The organism is Xanthocytophaga flava, from assembly GCF_030068545.1.
GTDB classification, from domain to species: domain Bacteria; phylum Bacteroidota; class Bacteroidia; order Cytophagales; family 172606-1; genus Xanthocytophaga; species Xanthocytophaga flava.
In genome coordinates this window covers 1-17075 of sequence record NZ_JASJOR010000048.1, presented here as the reverse complement: position 1 = coordinate 17075, position 17075 = coordinate 1, and the positions used below count along the sequence as shown (strand labels likewise).

Below are 17075 nucleotides of genomic sequence, written 5' to 3'. Positions count from 1 at the left end.
CCGGTCAAAAAAGTTTTTGCCGTGAGTTATGCACAAACTATAAAGTGATTGGAGTTATGTTCAAAAGCAAAACTGCTGTGAATAAAACCTAAATTGTTCATTGTTCGGACAGGCTGACTTGTCCTTACAAAAAACAGCTTGTAGTGAGTTATGCGCAAGCAAGAGCTACTAATTCAAAAAGAAAAGACGCCGGACTTTAGGAATCCGGCGTCTTTTTTATAAACTGTCAAGTGATTGGATTTCTTCTTCCCCTCCTTCGTCTCCTCCATCTATCCGTAAAGAATCCAGTGATACGGTTGGCCGCTTCGGCAAGATGGTAACACAATGATAGTCTTTTGTGATGGGCACCTTAGGTTTTGGAAAATATCCCATTGTAATACCTAATGACTTATCAGAATAAACTTTTTCCATATATCTTCCATAGACAGGGAGTGCAGTTTTAGAACCTTCTCCCATGCTGAGGCTACGCCAGTGAATAACCGGGTCATCCCCTCCCATCCATACACCTGTTACCAGATCCTTGCTAAGTCCCATAAACCATCCATCTGCCTGATCCTGTGAAGTTCCGGTCTTACCTGCCAGTTCATTGCCTCTGAATAAGTCAAATGACCAAAGGTTCTGTACTGTTCCTCCTGGCTCTTCAATCCCCCCTTTCAGCATATGTATCATTAACCAAGCTGTTTCCTGACTAAGAACTCGTTTACGTTCAGGAGTAAACTGATGAATAATATTTCCTTTTGAGTCTTCAATGCGCATAATCAGCAAAGGCTCCGTATAAATGCCTTCATTCACAAACGTGCTATAAGCAGCAGTCATTTCCATGATAGTTACTTCTCCTGATCCCAAACCAATAGAAGGCACTGGCTTGACATAACTTTTAATCCCTACACGATGTGCATATTCGGCTACTGCATCCGGAGTTACTTTTTCAGTCAATTGAGCTGTAACTGAATTGATCGATCGGCCAAGTGCATGACGCAGGGTCATATCCCGACCTGTAAAGGTGCCTGTAGCATTGCTTGGTGTCCAGGATTTAGGTTCGCCATCTTCAATATAATTAAATGTCTTACGAATGTCCTGAATCTTATCACACGGAGCCCATCCTTTATCAATAGCAGTCAAATACACAAAAGGTTTAAACGTAGATCCCGGCTGACGTTTACTTTGTTTCACATGGTCATATTGAAAGTGCTCAAAGTCGATTCCACCTACCCAAGCTTTGATATACCCCGTAAAAGGATCCATTGTCATCATACCTGCATGCAGAAAATGCTTATAATAACGGATGGAATCCATTGGACTCATAGTCATCTCTTTTTCACCCTGCCAGGAGAACACCTTCATCTTTTTGGGAGTATTCATCACAATCCACACAGAGTCTGGCGTATTCTTATATTTCTTTACCAAATATTTGTATAAAGCAGTGCGTTTTGCATTATTCTCAATAAAGTTAGGTGCTTCCACTCCTGCATTACTAGTCCAGGGCTTACGTCCGCTCCAGTGGCTGTCAAACAGGTTCTGCATAATTTTGACCTGCCCTTTGACTGCATCTTCTCCGTATTTCTGCATTCGGGAATCAATCGTACAATAGACCTTTAATCCATCTGTATACAAATCCAGATCATTGTCTGTACACCAGTTTTCAAGATAAGAGTTTATATAGGAGCGGAAATAATTATTTGGTCCATCTGTATGTTGTTCTACTTTGTAATCCAGCTCAATAGGTTTTTGTGAGAGATCCTTTACCTGTTGAGCCGTAAGATAACCATAGCGTTGCATCTGAGAAAAAACTGTATTTCTCCGACGCAGGGAATTTTTCGGATTTAGTACCGGACTATATGTAGTAGGAGCCTTCAATAATCCTACTAATAGAGCAGCCTGCTCAGTAGTAAGATGTTCAGTAGTTGTATTGAAGAAAGTCTGAGCGGCAGTTTTGATACCATAGGCATTACTACCAAAATCAACTGTATTCAGATAAAGTGTAATAATTTCTTCCTTAGTATAAGTCCGCTCAATATTAATGGCGGTCATCCACTCTTTGGTTTTGGTCACCAGCATTTTTACTCCTGGGACTTTGCTTAGCAAACCTTGGGATTTCTGCCGCCGGGTTTTGTACAAGTTCTTAGCCAACTGTTGGGTGATGGTACTGGCTCCGCGAGGATTATCTGTAATAGCATCCCATACTGCTGCAAAGAGAGATTTCAGATCTATTCCGGCATGATCATAAAATCGAATATCCTCTGTTGCAACCAGTGCGTCCACCATTACCTTGGGAATTTCCTTGTAGGTTACAGGATTTCGGTTTTCACGATAGTACCTTCCAATCAGAACTCCATCTGAAGTATATAGTTCGGAGGGCTTGTCAATCTTGGGGTTCTGAATCTTGTCAATCGTTGGAATGTCTCCATAAAGATTCAAGAAATTGTACTCCACACTCCAGAGATACAATCGGAAGAATAGAAGCAGCGCAATAAATATCATCCACGATTTCTCAACCCGGTTCTTGGGCTTTCGCAGCCACTGCAAAGCTTCTGCGTATAATTCTTTAATTATCAACCAAATACTTTCGAAAACAGTCACAGCTATTGATTTTTTTTAACTCAAAGATATAGTATTTTTACATACAGCTGTCTTTTTTACCCACACAGTTTTTATCACTATGTACATACAAAGTCAGGCAAATAGGAATTTATAAAGAAAATACATATCCTAAAACGATAAAATGAGGTAAAAAGATATGTGAAATAAAACTTCATTTTTTTATCAGAAAAAGTTTACGTAGTTTTGTTCGGCAAATAACCTTACGTAAAATCTGTTGTTTGCCATGTCTTTAGATCCCTCTAAATTTTTGTTCGAAGCACTTACTTATGATGATGTGCTTCTTCTGCCTGCTTATTCTGAAGTTCTTCCACGCGATACTGATACAAAAAGCCGTCTCACGCGAAACATTCTTCTGAATATACCCATTGTGTCTGCTGCAATGGATACAGTTACCGAATCCGCTATGGCAATCGCGATGGCACAGGAAGGTGGACTGGGATTCATTCATAAAAATATGAGCATTGAAGCACAAGCGGATGCTGTACGTCGTGTAAAACGTTCTGAAAGTGGAATGATCCTAGATCCTATCACACTCGACGAAAATGCTACCCTTGGCGATGCTCACCGTATCATGCGGGATTTCAAAATTGGTGGTATTCCTGTAATTAATTCTTCCGGAAAGCTGGTAGGTATCTTAACCAACCGTGACCTGCGTTTTCAAAAAGATATGCAGAAGCCTGTCATTGAAGTAATGACGAAAGAAAACATCATTACCGCTCCGGTAGGTGTTGATCTGGCTAAAGCAGAAGATATCCTTCAGGAATATAAGATTGAGAAATTACCGATTGTAGATAACAATGGTACACTCAAAGGTTTGATTACCTACAAAGATATCCTGAAACGCAAAAGCCATCCCAATGCTTGTAAAGATGAGTATGGCCGTCTGCGTGTAGGAGCCGCTGTTGGTGTGACACATGATCTGCTTGACCGTATTGAAGCACTGGCTAAAGCAGGTGTGGATGTAGTAAGTATTGATACGGCTCATGGTCACTCCAAAGGTGTAATCGATGCATTGAAAAGCGTGAAAAACCGATTCTCACTGGATGTGATTGTTGGAAACGTGGCGACGGGAGCTGGAGCAAAAGCGTTGGTTGATGCAGGAGCCGATGCAGTAAAGGTAGGTGTTGGACCAGGTAGTATCTGTACAACCCGTATCATTGCAGGTATTGGTATGCCTCAGCTATCTGCTGTATACGAATCTGCCAAAGCCATTCTGGGTTCAGGTGTTCCTGTTATTGCTGACGGAGGTATTCGTTTCTCCGGTGATCTGGTAAAAGCAATAGCAGGTGGAGCAAGCAGCATCATGGTAGGCTCTATGCTGGCTGGTACCGAAGAAGCTCCGGGAGAAGTAGTGTTGTATGAAGGACGTAAATTCAAAACCTATCGTGGTATGGGTTCTCTGGAAGCGATGGAAGATGGATCGAAAGATCGTTACTTCCAGGATGCAGAGGATGATATTAAAAAGCTGGTTCCGGAAGGAATCGTAGGCCGTGTACCTTATAAAGGAACTGCTTCTGAAGTTATCTATCAGATGGTAGGTGGCTTAAAGGCTGGTATGGGCTACTGTGGGGCTAAGGATATTGAAGCTTTGCAACAAGCCAAATTTGTAAAAATTACGGCTGCAGGTGTACGCGAAAGCCATCCTCACGATATTCAGATTGTGCGTGAAGCACCTAATTACAATAGTCGTTAATCTATAGTATTTGAAATCAGAAAAGAACAGAGGCTACACTTTTTCAAAAAAGTGTAGCCTCTGTATTTATAGAATAATCATTTCAAACTTACCGCATTATAGAGGTTTCTCTTCAATCCAGCGATGATTTCACCCACAAGGCCCAAAGTCAACTCTCATCTTGTTTCATCTTTCCTATAGAAGAGATCTACAAATAAAGGTATCCTTCTATCCTCCTGAAAAGATCCCTTGACAAGAGCGGCGGCCATTCCTTCTAGATATATTTTTTCTCTCAGAAACCAAACACATCTCTATTTGTCACACATGTCCCGCCATGGCGGGAAGTTTCTTTCAGAAGGACAGGAAGGGAGAGCAAGCAGAAAAAAGAGTTTTTTCCAAAATTTGCCAGGACTCAACTACAAATCAGGCGATTTTTTCCTCATTGATCCATTGCTTCATTTTCAGCAATAAATCACTTTGAATAATAGCAGAGTTGTCTGTAGCAGTAGTGCCCGTAACAGAAATTGTCATCACGGCTGGAGTAAGTTTTGAGATAGTCACCCAGGAATCTGTGATTCTTTCATCTGCTTTCATGAAGGATTGTAACTTATCTTTAACCTTTTCAAAATCACTGTTTGCATTTATATCCAATGTAACTGTAAAGGTATGTGCACCAGAAGTAGTAAGATTGATAATGGTACTGTTTGAAACAGCCCCATTAGGTAAGATAACTGTCTTTCCATCTTCGGTAAGTAGAATAGTATTGAATATCTGAATCTCCTTTACACGTCCAGTCTGCCCCTGTGCAGTAATCAGATCTCCTACACGATACGGATGCAGAATCAATATCAACACTCCCCCTGCAAAGTTAGATAAACTACCCTGTAAGGCTAAACCGATGGCCAAACCTGCCGCACCCAGAACTGCAAGAAAAGAGGTGGTGTGGATGCCAATCATATCGGCTACACTGAACAAAAGAAGAATTTTCAATCCGATATTCAGTAAGCTTTTCAAAAAAGAACGCAGGGAAACATCTATTCCCCGCAGCTCCATAGCCTTTCCTAATAAGGCAGTTAACCGGTTAGCAATCCACAAGCCAATCAAGAGTACAAGAATGGCTAATACAAGTTGGGGAATATACCGTATAGCCAGGCTGACGGCATCATCTACATATTTTTGAAGATTCATAAGGAATCCCAATACATTACTCTGAGATCTGTTCATAGAATTGTTAGGTATTAACTTTATTACTATACATTTGACAAATGATTTTGTAGACTATTTCCCATAATCGCATTTTAGTTTCTGTTATTGCCAGACCTATGAAAATTTATACCAAAACCGGAGACAAAGGATATACCTCTTTGCTTGGTGGTACCCGTGTATTAAAGTCTCATGATCGTATTGAGGCCTATGGCATGGTGGATGAACTCAATAGTCATATAGGACTTGTTCGGGACCAGAAGGTCAATGCGATCCATCTTGATATACTTAAGACAATTCAGGACCGATTGTTTACCATTGGCTCTTCCTTAGCCGCAGATCCTGAAAAAAATAAAATGAGTATACCCGACTTATTCGATACAGATGTAACCTTGCTTGAAACAGAGATAGACAAAATGAATGCCCAACTACCCGAACTTCGGTCGTTTATACTTCCGGGAGGGGATCAGGGTGTGTCTTTCTGCCACATTGCCCGAACTGTTTGCCGCCGTACCGAACGCCAGGTAATTCGTTTAAGTGAACGGGAATATGTTGAAGATCTGATTATTATCTATCTGAATCGCCTTTCGGATTACTTATTTGTCTTGTCCAGGTACATGTCGCATGCATTGGACAAAGAGGAAATAAAATGGACACCCCGCAAATAGACCTTCGCTGAGGGTCTATTCCCTAAGTCGGTCTGGCATAGAGGATATTGAAGACTCCAGCCAGCAGTAAGGCTCTATTTCCACTTAAGCGTATTCAGCATATGCATGGCATCTTTCTTAATATAGTCAATCACGGGTGCCAGAGAATCATTTTTGGTAGCCGTTTTGAAATACAATGCGCCTCTGAAAAAATGGGTAGTGGTATCTGTTATGTAGAACTGGAACTGACTGGGTACTTCTCCCTGTAAGGTAAACAGATTGGCGGTTTTGCCATCTTTGGTTTTCATTATAAATTCATCAATAGCCTCTGCCTTTACATTGTGTTTATTGGCAAGCCGATAGGCATCATTAATCAACTCCTGAAATTTTTTAGGATCCTCATCAACCGATTTATAGGTAAGCTGAAGATTGGCTTTCAATGCTGGATAGTATACAAAAATCCAATAGGGTTCAGCTGTCGCAAATGTATCAGGCCGAATGATAGCATGTGAGGAATATTCAAACTGATACGGATACTTTCCTTCTAATGATTGATAGGCATGGTCTGGTAAATCTATCCGGTTGTATCCTTTAGGTTTGGGAACATAATCCGGTTCGCCATCACATGCGGATGCTAGTAGAACCAATCCACTAATAAATAATACCAGAATGCTGTTCCTGTAACGAAGTGCCATGAAAAAATGCTATCTAAAATGAGAATATAGTCTATAAATACTTAGGATTTATTGCCTCCAGGCTTTTGTTGCTGCCACAAAATTAAAATCAAAGTAATACCCATCATCACTCCTATCAAAATATTTGCACTCCATCGCACTCTATCTTTTGAATCGAGTGGATACAGTTCATTATTTTCTGTATTCATACGATCATATATTCCTCCCAGATCACTGGAAGAAATACTCAGATTTCGCAGACTCTCCCCTTTGATATCCAGTGTTAATTGGGATCGTAAAGTATCATAGTCTTTCTTTTCTATATTAAAATAAATCCACTGGAAGTAATCCTGCCAATTATACACACCAGGCTCCTTAGGTAAGGCATAGATCTGAAAAACTTTATCTCCTACTACCTTGCGTCCTGTCAGGTTCAGGCTCAGCTTACTCTCAGGAGGAAAAAAGTCAAATACAGCATTGGAAGCAGGTGAGGGAACATTTACTGCTGAAAAATTGCCTTCTCCTTTTATTTTAAACTGATAATAAAATCCTTTCCCTGTTCTGGGATATCGTTGACTGATTGCCTCTTCCATTTCAAACTTACCTACAGCAATCCCTTTTTGCAAAGGATGTGGAGGCAACTCTTTGACAGTGACTTCTTTGGGATAGGAATAAAACGTCTGCTGATTTTCTTTCTTATTGCCTGTCTTTTTTGCCAGCATAGTTAATCCTACCTGCCCAAACCGTACCGTATCCGTATTAAAAGGATAAAATGTTGCCTGGTAGATTTTGTACTGGGTGTATTTCCGCTTTTTTATTGTCACTGGAAACGATTGGAATTCCCGTATCCGAAAATCTTCCTCCCAGCAATTTTTTGGCTTTATCTTTTTCAGTATATCAATCAGTTGCTCGCCTGTTTTATAGGCAACCAGTTCTATTGGATTATTATCTGCAATATAGATAGCCAGTGAAACAGTAAACCCTTCCCCCACATATACTTGCTCTTTGTCAATACTTAAAGCCAGAAAGGCATTGTCTTTTACATTGGCGTATTCTGTCGCCACAGAAGAAATCTCTTTTGCCAGTGTACTATCCTGCAGTAACTCGTAGTTGGGATTTATAGGTGCTGTTACTGATATAGTGATTCCTTTTACCTCAACCTCTTTTTCGTTGACAGTCATGACAAAATCATTCAACACAAAACTACCCTGCTTCTCTGCCATGTAATTCTGGGTAATACGCTGAACAGTCAGACTTTTTCCTGCAACAGTTTCCTTGCTTGTTACCAGTACTATGTCCCGTTTACGAAATCCTTTAATTTCCGGGAAAGAAGAGTATACATTAGGCTGCTGTGTATTTTTAATGATCAATGTTATAGCAAAAGGCTCATCCCAAGCAATGGTTTTAGATCCCAGCTCTACTGTACTCTCCTGTGCAATCACCATCAAAGGAAACAAACCCGCTATAAGGCACAGAATAAATTTTAACAAACGCATAAATTAAGTATCATACACACTCTCTACAGTAAATTTCAATTATCGTCCTCGGAGGTAAACATCCTCTAAACATCACAGCCATCTCTCTGCACAATATGCTCTACGCATCTTAGTTCTGTTAAAACTTTATAGCCTTATTTCCAAAAGCAGCGCAAATATACAGATCTGTGACTGTATGACAGCTTTCTGCTTGACATTTCTATCAGACACCTTGTTTTAGGGAAATCTTTTGTAAAGAAGACCATGCAACAACTAAATATAGATCTACCTCAAAAAAGATACTAAATTCTTTGCAAACATCCAATACACCGCAAATAATACTATTTTTTAATCGTATAATACATAACTCTTTAGTAGATTTGGTAATATCATATAAGCAACTATAGTATATGAGAACCAATCGTTGGATAGGCTCTATCTGGTATGGTATCGGCTTGATAGGTATGCTACTTGTGGCATCCTGTACAGAATCTGTTCCCAAAGAGATTGAAACAGCCTACAATGCCTTGCCTGATAAGGTTGATTATAACCTTCATGTCAAACCATTGTTGTCGGATCGCTGCTTTGCCTGTCATGGACCAGACAAGAACAAACAAAAGGCAGGTTTGCGATTAGACACACCAGATGGTGCATTCAGTGAGCTACCTGAAAATAAGGGTAAACATGCCATTGTACCAGGTAATCTGTCAGAGAGCGAGGTAGTAAACAGGATCTTATCCAATGATCCCAAGTTTATGATGCCTACTCCAGAATCTCACCTGTCTCTAAATGAGGAAGAGAAAGCACTGATTGTTAAATGGATCAAACAAGGTGCCGAATACAAAACACATTGGTCATTAATTCCACCAGCTAAAACAGATCTGCCAGATATCAAGGTAAAAAACTGGCCTGTTAACGCAATTGATTTTTTTGTAGCAAAGAAGCTTGAAGAAAAAAAGCTTACCCCTGCTCCTGAGGCAGACAAAGAAACACTTTTACGACGCGTATCACTGGACTTGACCGGCCTCCCCCCTACTCCTTCTGAAATTGATGCTTTTTTAGCAGATACTTCCATACACGCTTATGAGAAAGTAGTGAATCGCTTACTTGCGTCTCCTCATTATGGCGAACGGATGGCATCTGACTGGCTGGATCTGGCCCGATATGCCGACACACACGGATATCAGGATGATGGCATGCGAAACTCTTTTCCGTATAGAGACTGGGTCATACGGGCATTTAATCGCAATCTTTCGTTTGACCGATTCGTCACCTGGCAACTGGCAGGAGATTTACTTCCTAACCCGGATCAGGACAAGCTTATCGCTACTTCTTTTAACAGAAATCATCCTCAGAGTCAGGAAGGGGGTATTATTGATGAGGAATACAGAACCGAATATGTAGCAGATAGAGCGAATACGTTTGGAAAAGCCTTTCTGGGATTAACGATAGAGTGTGCCCGGTGCCATGATCATAAGTATGATCCGATTTCGCAAAAAGATTATTATTCGCTGTTTGCCTTCTTTAATCAGAATAAGGAAAGTGGCATCATTCCTTACAATGGTGAAGCATCACCTTCTATCTTACTTCCGGATAAAGAAGTGAGTGCAAAGCTGGAAGCTATTCGTAAACAAATGGTTCCTCTGCTTGAAAAAGCAAATCCCAACCAACCTACATATAAAACAGCTTTTCAAGTCTGGCAATCTCAGTTACCAACTGCCCCCAAATTACCAGATATACACACAAAAGATTTACTGGCACATGTTTCTTTTGATACAGGGACAGACTCAACGTATACAAACGAAGTCAAAACTGATCTAAAGGCGTATAGTTCGGGAGACAAAGATAAACGACCCAGGCAAGTAAACGGAAAATTTGGGACAGCCAGACAGTTAATAGGAGACTGTGGTATTGATCTGGCTGGCAAAATAGATCTTCAGCCAGACCCTAAAAAACGCTATTATACGGGTTTGAATTTTGAACGAAACCAGCCTTTCTCTGTCAGCTTATGGATTAACATACTCAAAAAAGGGATCAAAGGTCCAATCTTTAACCGGAACAACGGAGAATTTGAAGGATTTCGAGGATACGATGTATCACTTAATGCCGACGGAACATTAACTACTATATTCAGTTATGTATGGCCTGCCAACTGCATTGAAATCCGTACACAGGAAAGAGTTGGCGTAGATCAGTGGACAAACATTTTACTAACCTATGATGGCAGTGCAAAAGCCGAAGGGATAAGCTTGTATATCAATGGCAAACAGGCAACTACACAAGTTATTACTGATCATCTTACCAAAAGTATTCTGCATGGTCCGCATAACATCAACTGGTCCTATATGCCTTTTGAGATTGGCAAAAATATGCGTGGGACTATAGCTGACATTCAGGTTGATGAACTACTTATTTACAAACGAAAGCTTACTCAGCCAGAGATAACCAAGCTGGCAACAGGGACAAATGCACTTTATCAAATTGTCGCTACTCCTATAGAAAAACGTACACCCAAACAACAGGAGGCATTATTTGACTATTATTTATGGAACATAGATGAATCCTTTGCTTCATACCAACAAAAGCTAAGTGAATTGCGGCTTCAGGAGACAATATTACTTACAGACATTCCTGAGGTGATGACAATGAGTGAGTTACCTGCCAATCAAAAGCGAAAAACATTTATTCTGGCCAGAGGTGCTTATGATGCTCCAATGAAGGAACCACTTAGTTCTCATACACCCGCTACCGTTCTCGCATTTGACAGTACCCAATATCCGGCTAATCGATTGGGGTTGGCACGTTGGTTACTCGATAAAAAGAACCCGTTGTTTTCACGTGTCATGGTAAACAGGTTCTGGGCTATGTATTTTGGTAAAGGGTTAGTTTCTACAATTGAAGACTTTGGCAATCAGGGTGCTTTACCAACACATCCCGAACTGCTGGACTGGCTGGCAGTCTATTTCCGGGAATCCGGCTGGAATGCCAAAGCGCTTCATAAAAAGATGGTACTATCTGCCACATACAGACAGTCTTCTTTGGCATCTAAAATCAGTCAGGAAATTGATCCTGATAACACATTATTAAGCAGAGCGCCAAGTTATCGGTTATCCGCAGAGGTAATTCGGGATAAAATACTAGCAGCCAGTGGCCTGTTGACCCGGAAAATTGGCGGTCCTAGTGTATATCCTTATCAGCCAGCAGGAATATGGGAAGCACTAGCCACACGTAATGCGACCAGTTATACACAAAGCCATGGCGAAGATTTGTACCGTAGAAGTCTGTATACTGTCTGGAAACGGAGCTCTCCTCCACCCTCTATGCTCATTTTTGATGTACCAGACCGGTATTTCTGTGTGGTTCGGCGTCAGAAAACCAGTACACCCTTACAGGCTCTGATTCTGATGAATGATCCGCAATATATGGAAGCATCCCGCTTACTGGGTGAACGGATGATGAAAGAAGGCGGAAACACACCAGAGCAACGTATCTCTTTTGCGTTTAAAGCATTGGTAGGCCGACACCCACGAGACAAAGAACTTAACTTGCTGAATAAACTATATGCTGAAGAACTGGCTGATTTTCAAAAACAGCCACAGCGTGCACTCAGTTTGCTAAGCACAGGTGAATATCCTGTAAATAAGGCACTCAATGTACCTGAACTGGCAGCATGCAGCATGGTAGCTACTACGCTAATCAACTTCGAAGAGACTGTTATGAAACGCTAGCATATTCGGATTTGTGAACACAACTATCTTTACCCCGAACTTGTAATTCTATGAATGATACAGAAAAGATTGCCTCCCAGATAAATCGGCGAGAATTTCTAAAAGGAAGTGTATTAGGCCTGGGAACCGTAGCTTTGGGATCTTTGCTCAATCCGTTAAACGCATTTGCCTCGGATGATCCCAAACCTATCCGCACACCTCACTTTGCTCCTAAGGCCAAGCGTGTTATTTACTTGTTTCAGAGTGGTGCCCCCTCTCAACTGGAATTGTTTGACTACAAACCTAAACTAAGAGAAATGTTTGGACAGGAATTACCTTCTTCTATACGAGGCAATCAACGCCTGACAGGTATGTCTTCCGGGCAGCGTTCCTTTCCATTGGCGTTTGGGAAGTTTGAGTTCAAGCAATGGGGCAAAAGTCGGGCATGGATCAGCGATTTGTTGCCGTATCATACACAGATAGCCGATGATCTGTGTTTTATAAAATCTATGTATACAGAGGCCATTAACCATGATCCGGCAGTAACGTTTGTACAAACAGGCTCTCAGCAGGCAGGAAGGCCCAGCTTTGGCTCATGGGTTAGTTATGGATTAGGAAGTGACAACCAGAACTTGCCCACATTTGTAGTCTTGCTATCGCGTGGTCGAGAAGGCGATCAACCCTTGTATGCTAAACTTTGGGGTAATGGCTTTTTGCCTTCCGAGCATCAGGGGGTTCTTTTTCGTTCAGGCAAAGATCCGGTATTATATCTCAATGATCCATCCGGAATGGATAGGGCTAGCAGACGCCGAATGCTGGATTATTTATCAGAACTGCATCAGGAGCAATACAAACATACCGCAGATCCGGAAATAAACTCCCGAATCAATCAGTATGAGATGGCTTACCGAATGCAAATGTCAGTTCCGGAAACATTGGATATCAGCAAAGAGCCTGATTATATCTTCAACATGTACGGACCAGACTCCCGAAAACCAGGCACATTTGCCTACAATTGCCTGCTGGCACGAAAGCTGGCAGAAAAAGATGTGAAGTTTATCCAATTATACCACCAGGGATGGGATCAGCATGGCAATCTGCCCAATGATATAAAAGTTATGGCCAAAAGTGTAGATCAAGCCTCTGTAGCACTGATTAAAGATCTAAAGATGAGAGGACTACTGGACGAAACACTGGTTATCTGGGGCGGTGAATTTGGACGAACCAACTATTCACAAGGGAAACTCACCCCTGAAAATTACGGCAGGGACCACCATCCACGCTGTTTTACTATCTGGATGGCTGGAGCCGGTGTAAAAAAAGGCATTACCTATGGGCAGACAGATGATTTTGGATACAATATTGTCAAGGATGGGGTACATGTTCACGATTTTCAGGCCACAGTGATGAATCTGCTAGGTGTGGATCATGAAAAGATGGTTTTCAAATTTCAGGGAAGGCGCTATCGCTTAACAGATGTACATGGCAGCTTAGTGAAAGGAATCATAGCCTAAATAATTTTCAATTAGACATGAATCTTAAAAGGCAAAGCCTACACCCATCAAAAAGGTATAGGCTCTGGTTATTTATATACTTTATAATCTGTGTGTGAAATATTAGGCTTCTACACTATTCGCGATAGTGGTTTCTTCTTCTTGAAATACCAAGCCCAAATTTTCCAGTTCAGCTAATACAGGTTCATAAATTTCTTTTACAACCGGAATCTGAACACCACGAGCGGTGATTTTGCCTTCTAAGAGTAATTTAACAGCTACAGCAAGCGGATAGCCTACAGTTTTAGCCATAGCAGTGTGAATAAAGTCTTCACCTCTAACCAATAACGAAGATACCAGGCGTTTGTGTTCACCATTTAGTTCATACTCGATTTCGTGCTGTACAGCAATGATATCTTCTTCCTCTGAAGTGAGTTGCCATTTCTTTTCCAATAAATGCTGTAATATCTCAGCAGGAGTAGCATTGGCAATTCCGATTTTCTCATCACTGAACAATCCCAGCCAGATTACTTTTCGCATAGCCTCAGAGTTCACATCTACGTTAAGGTATTCAGCTACCTGTTCTGCCAGAGAAAGCTCAGATTTTTCTTCCAGAAACAGTTCCACCCATTCTCTATACGTGAGATTCTCTGATCCTTCAATTCTGTGTACAGACTCTGTCAGACCCAAACGAACCAAAATTTGCCACGCTTCACTGAATCCTTTAGGACGTAATGTACCACGTAGCAAAGTATTTACTTCAGGTACCCGATAGGCTTCTCTGTAGTTAAGCGAATCGCGGTTTCCATATCCTTCCATTTCACCAAAGCCTTTGATATTCAAATTCTCCACCCGGGCAAACACCTGGTGGGAAGGAATAAACTTGTACTGTCCATGATGCAAAAATTTCACCATACTCTGTCCGGAAACAACCAGATTACGGGGGTTCCAAGTGAATTTATACTTCCACGGGTTGTCGTTGTTTTGCTTGGAAATCTGTCCACCACACCAAGAACGTAATAGAGATATCTTTCCACCTTTTTCATGAATACGATCTATAATGCGCATAGCAGACATGTGATCTAATCCTGGGTCTAACCCACACTCCATCAGAATCAGCAGGTTTTTGCGGGTAGCTTCAATGTTCAACTCACGTACTTCCGATGAAATATATGAAGCCGTAAATAGATGCTTGCTGAAACGCATACAGGCCCTTGCTACATGTACATGATAGATAGCAGGCAACATAGATATCACTACGTCAGCCTGATTTATCTGCATCTCTCGTTGTTTCTGGTCAAATACATCAAACAGAATAGAATCTACATGTGGATACATTTCTGTTTTACGCTGTGCCGGAGCCAGCTCCATATCTCCTACTATCAGTTTCCAGTTTTTCTCAGGGGCAACTTTAGCCAGATAATCAATTAAATATGTAGAAGAGCGACCTGCGCCTAAAATCAGAATCCGTTTTTGCTCGCTTGAATTTTCACTTGCCAAAGTCATAACCTGTTAATATTGAATCGTTAATAAACCGTCTTTTTCAAATACTATCTGCTTCCTAAATAAATGATGCCTCACAGAAATTTATCTCCTCATCAGACATCTATATACTTACTAAACGAAATACCTCTTCTCTCTATTCCTCTTGCTGTGGGCAAAAATCACCTTTTATTTGATTTTCACAAAGAAATCTTTACTTTCACACCCCTTTTAACAGAGCAAAGATAGTATTCTGACTGAAATAGGTAAACGATGCGAAAGATCAATTTAGAAATTTCTGTTGAAATTTTTGACTGGGATGAATTATCCGATACAGATAAAATGATAATGCATTCAGCTCAGGAAGCATTACAGAGTGCCTATGCGCCTTATTCCAACTTCCATGTCGGAGCCGCTGTATTGCTTGAAGACGGCACTATCATCAAAGGCAGCAACCAGGAAAATGCCGCTTATCCTTCCGGATTATGTGCCGAACGAACTGCTATATTTGCCACAGGAGCCAACTATCCCGGCCAGATCATCACCGCCATAGCTGTAACAGCCAAACCTGCCAGCAGTCCAACATTTGTCTCTGTATCACCTTGTGGTGCTTGCAGACAAGCTCTGTTAGAGTATGAATACAAGCAGCAAAAATCAATCCGAATGTTGCTGCAAGGTGCAGATAATACAGTGTGTGTCCTTCAATCTATAGATTCTTTGCTGCCTATCAAGTTTACACAGGATAATCTGGGGTAAGGGAGTGGTTTGCTCGGGATGATTTTTTGTCTGAATAAAAACAACTTACAGGAATGTCTTATTGCCCCATGCTAATGCCTTATGCATACAGGTAGTGTATAAGAATCCAATTGGAAAAGAGGAATATGAGAACTGGAAGAGTTAGTCACCAGGAGATTTTTCTGAGCCAGATATGTATCCTCAGGAAATGCCTCTTTAGGATGCTGCTTATACTTCAAGGTGGGAGTTATTACACGTACGCACAATCTGCGAAACTCCGAAATATAAGTGAGTTGCAGGTATCCTATCAATCAAGTGCTATTGCCCACCAAATTCCATTAGAATATATACACTCCTTTGGAAAACATGGTATTATAGTAGGGTTACGTTATTTGATTATCAAGGGTGGATACAGTACTGTGGATGATCCGCCTTCAGTGACAGGTTTTAGCCTGGGATATCAATATCTATTTGATACAGATCCTTATAAGGTGCTGAGACCTTTTGTAAGTTACAGGTTTCTGTATAATCCAAGTCTGATCATTCGTACATTGTCACCTTCAACCAGCTATACGCCACAGCAGCAAACAATAACTGCAGGTATAAAACTACGTCACAACTCAGGTTTATATAGTTTTATGGGGGTGGGAGTATTGCATACATTGTACATAGTTACTACTGGTGCAGCACCTGGTGACAGAAGCAAGTTCACCTATTCCCTACAGGTGGGCATAGGGTATGCATATAGGTGTGGCAAACATAAATGATCGGACCGCCTTTAGTTTCACTTTCACATTTTATAAGATCAGAAAAACTTGTATTTAAGGTAACTACAAAGGTATTTTTAATCTTTGAGCATCTGGTTTTTAATCCGATATGCAAAAATCAAGAACTCTGACCTGTCTACAGATTACAGACGGCATTGACTGGAATTCAGGCTGCTTAGAGAATTAACCGGAGTTCGGGCTGTTTTTATTTTTAACCTGAACTCCAGTTACACACAAACTCAACCTATATGCCAGTTATTTGTTGTTTCGATCTGTTTGTATGTTAATCTCTAAGGAGTCTTCACCTTCACTGGATTGCAGTTTAGTGTTTATTAGCGACTTGTATATAGGTTATTTCTAGAAGCAATTATTACTTTCTTAAAATTCACCCTATAGTACAAAAGTGATAGATAGGAACTTCCATCATTAATGCTTATGAAAGCATTTTTCCATATTTTCCCGATTATCAGGTTACGTCAGTAATCCAGCTTAGAAGTTGTTTAGTATTTATTAAGAGGTTGGATTTTACGTAAAAAACGAATAGAGAAAGCCATATAGAGAAATGCAGTCCAGTTAGGCGCCTTCTTCTCAAACCGAATTAATAAGACTTTGAAACTGT

11 protein-coding genes are annotated in these 17075 nt (G+C 40.9%); 6 read left to right on the top strand and 5 right to left on the bottom strand.

Going from position 1 to position 17075, the window contains the following annotated elements:
• Positions 1 to 216: 216 nt before the first annotated feature.
• Positions 217 to 2580 (bottom strand): penicillin-binding protein 1A, encoded by a 2364-nt coding sequence (locus QNI15_RS36535; RefSeq protein WP_314036926.1) that lies wholly within the window; start codon positions 2578 to 2580, stop codon positions 217 to 219.
• A 244-nt stretch (positions 2581 to 2824) separates the two neighbouring features.
• On the opposite strand from QNI15_RS36535, the gene guaB reads away from it, so the two are divergent.
• The gene (gene guaB, locus QNI15_RS36530) at positions 2825 to 4294 is read left to right on the top strand and encodes an IMP dehydrogenase (RefSeq protein ID WP_314000222.1); all 1470 of its coding nucleotides are present in this window, start codon (positions 2825 to 2827) and stop codon (positions 4292 to 4294) included.
• A 402-nt stretch (positions 4295 to 4696) separates the two neighbouring features.
• On the opposite strand, the gene QNI15_RS36525 is transcribed toward guaB, so the two are convergent.
• Complete coding sequence (locus QNI15_RS36525; RefSeq protein ID WP_314000219.1) at positions 4697 to 5497, bottom strand: mechanosensitive ion channel family protein; 801 nt, start codon at positions 5495 to 5497, stop codon at positions 4697 to 4699.
• A 98-nt stretch (positions 5498 to 5595) separates the two neighbouring features.
• Here QNI15_RS36525 and QNI15_RS36520 point away from each other — a divergent pair, with 98 nt between their 5' ends.
• On the top strand, positions 5596 to 6144 hold the full coding sequence (locus QNI15_RS36520; protein ID WP_313983558.1) for a cob(I)yrinic acid a,c-diamide adenosyltransferase: 549 nt from the start codon (positions 5596 to 5598) through the stop codon (positions 6142 to 6144).
• Between the two features lie 74 nt (positions 6145 to 6218).
• On the opposite strand, the gene gldD is transcribed toward QNI15_RS36520, so the two are convergent.
• Positions 6219 to 6818: a gliding motility lipoprotein GldD gene (gene gldD, locus QNI15_RS36515; RefSeq protein ID WP_314036924.1), complete on the bottom strand. Its 600-nt coding sequence runs from the start codon at positions 6816 to 6818 to the stop codon at positions 6219 to 6221.
• Positions 6819 to 6859: 41 nt separating this feature from the next.
• Positions 6860 to 8293 (bottom strand): hypothetical protein, encoded by a 1434-nt coding sequence (locus QNI15_RS36510; protein WP_314036922.1) that lies wholly within the window; start codon positions 8291 to 8293, stop codon positions 6860 to 6862.
• A gap of 389 nt (positions 8294 to 8682) precedes the next feature.
• On the opposite strand from QNI15_RS36510, the gene QNI15_RS36505 reads away from it, so the two are divergent.
• Together QNI15_RS36505 and QNI15_RS36500 are read left to right on the top strand one after the other, a co-directional pair.
• Positions 8683 to 12000, top strand: a complete 3318-nt coding sequence (locus QNI15_RS36505) for a DUF1553 domain-containing protein (protein ID WP_314036920.1) — start codon at positions 8683 to 8685, stop codon at positions 11998 to 12000.
• A 50-nt stretch (positions 12001 to 12050) separates the two neighbouring features.
• Positions 12051 to 13493, top strand: a complete 1443-nt coding sequence (locus tag QNI15_RS36500) for a DUF1501 domain-containing protein (protein ID WP_314000212.1) — start codon at positions 12051 to 12053, stop codon at positions 13491 to 13493.
• 102 nt (positions 13494 to 13595) lie between these two features.
• Here QNI15_RS36500 and QNI15_RS36495 read toward each other — a convergent pair whose 3' ends face one another.
• Entirely contained in the window at positions 13596 to 14978 is a 1383-nt protein-coding gene (locus tag QNI15_RS36495) for a saccharopine dehydrogenase C-terminal domain-containing protein (RefSeq protein ID WP_314036918.1), read from the bottom strand.
• 249 nt (positions 14979 to 15227) lie between these two features.
• Here QNI15_RS36495 and cdd point away from each other — a divergent pair, with 249 nt between their 5' ends.
• Positions 15228 to 15710, top strand: a complete 483-nt coding sequence (gene cdd, locus QNI15_RS36490; RefSeq protein WP_314036916.1) for a cytidine deaminase — start codon at positions 15228 to 15230, stop codon at positions 15708 to 15710.
• Positions 15711 to 15910: 200 nt separating this feature from the next.
• Positions 15911 to 16456 carry a hypothetical protein gene (locus QNI15_RS36485; protein WP_314036914.1) on the top strand — a complete coding sequence of 182 codons (546 nt, stop codon included), beginning with the start codon at positions 15911 to 15913 and terminating at the stop codon, positions 16454 to 16456.
• The last annotated feature ends 619 nt before the right edge of the window (positions 16457 to 17075 follow it).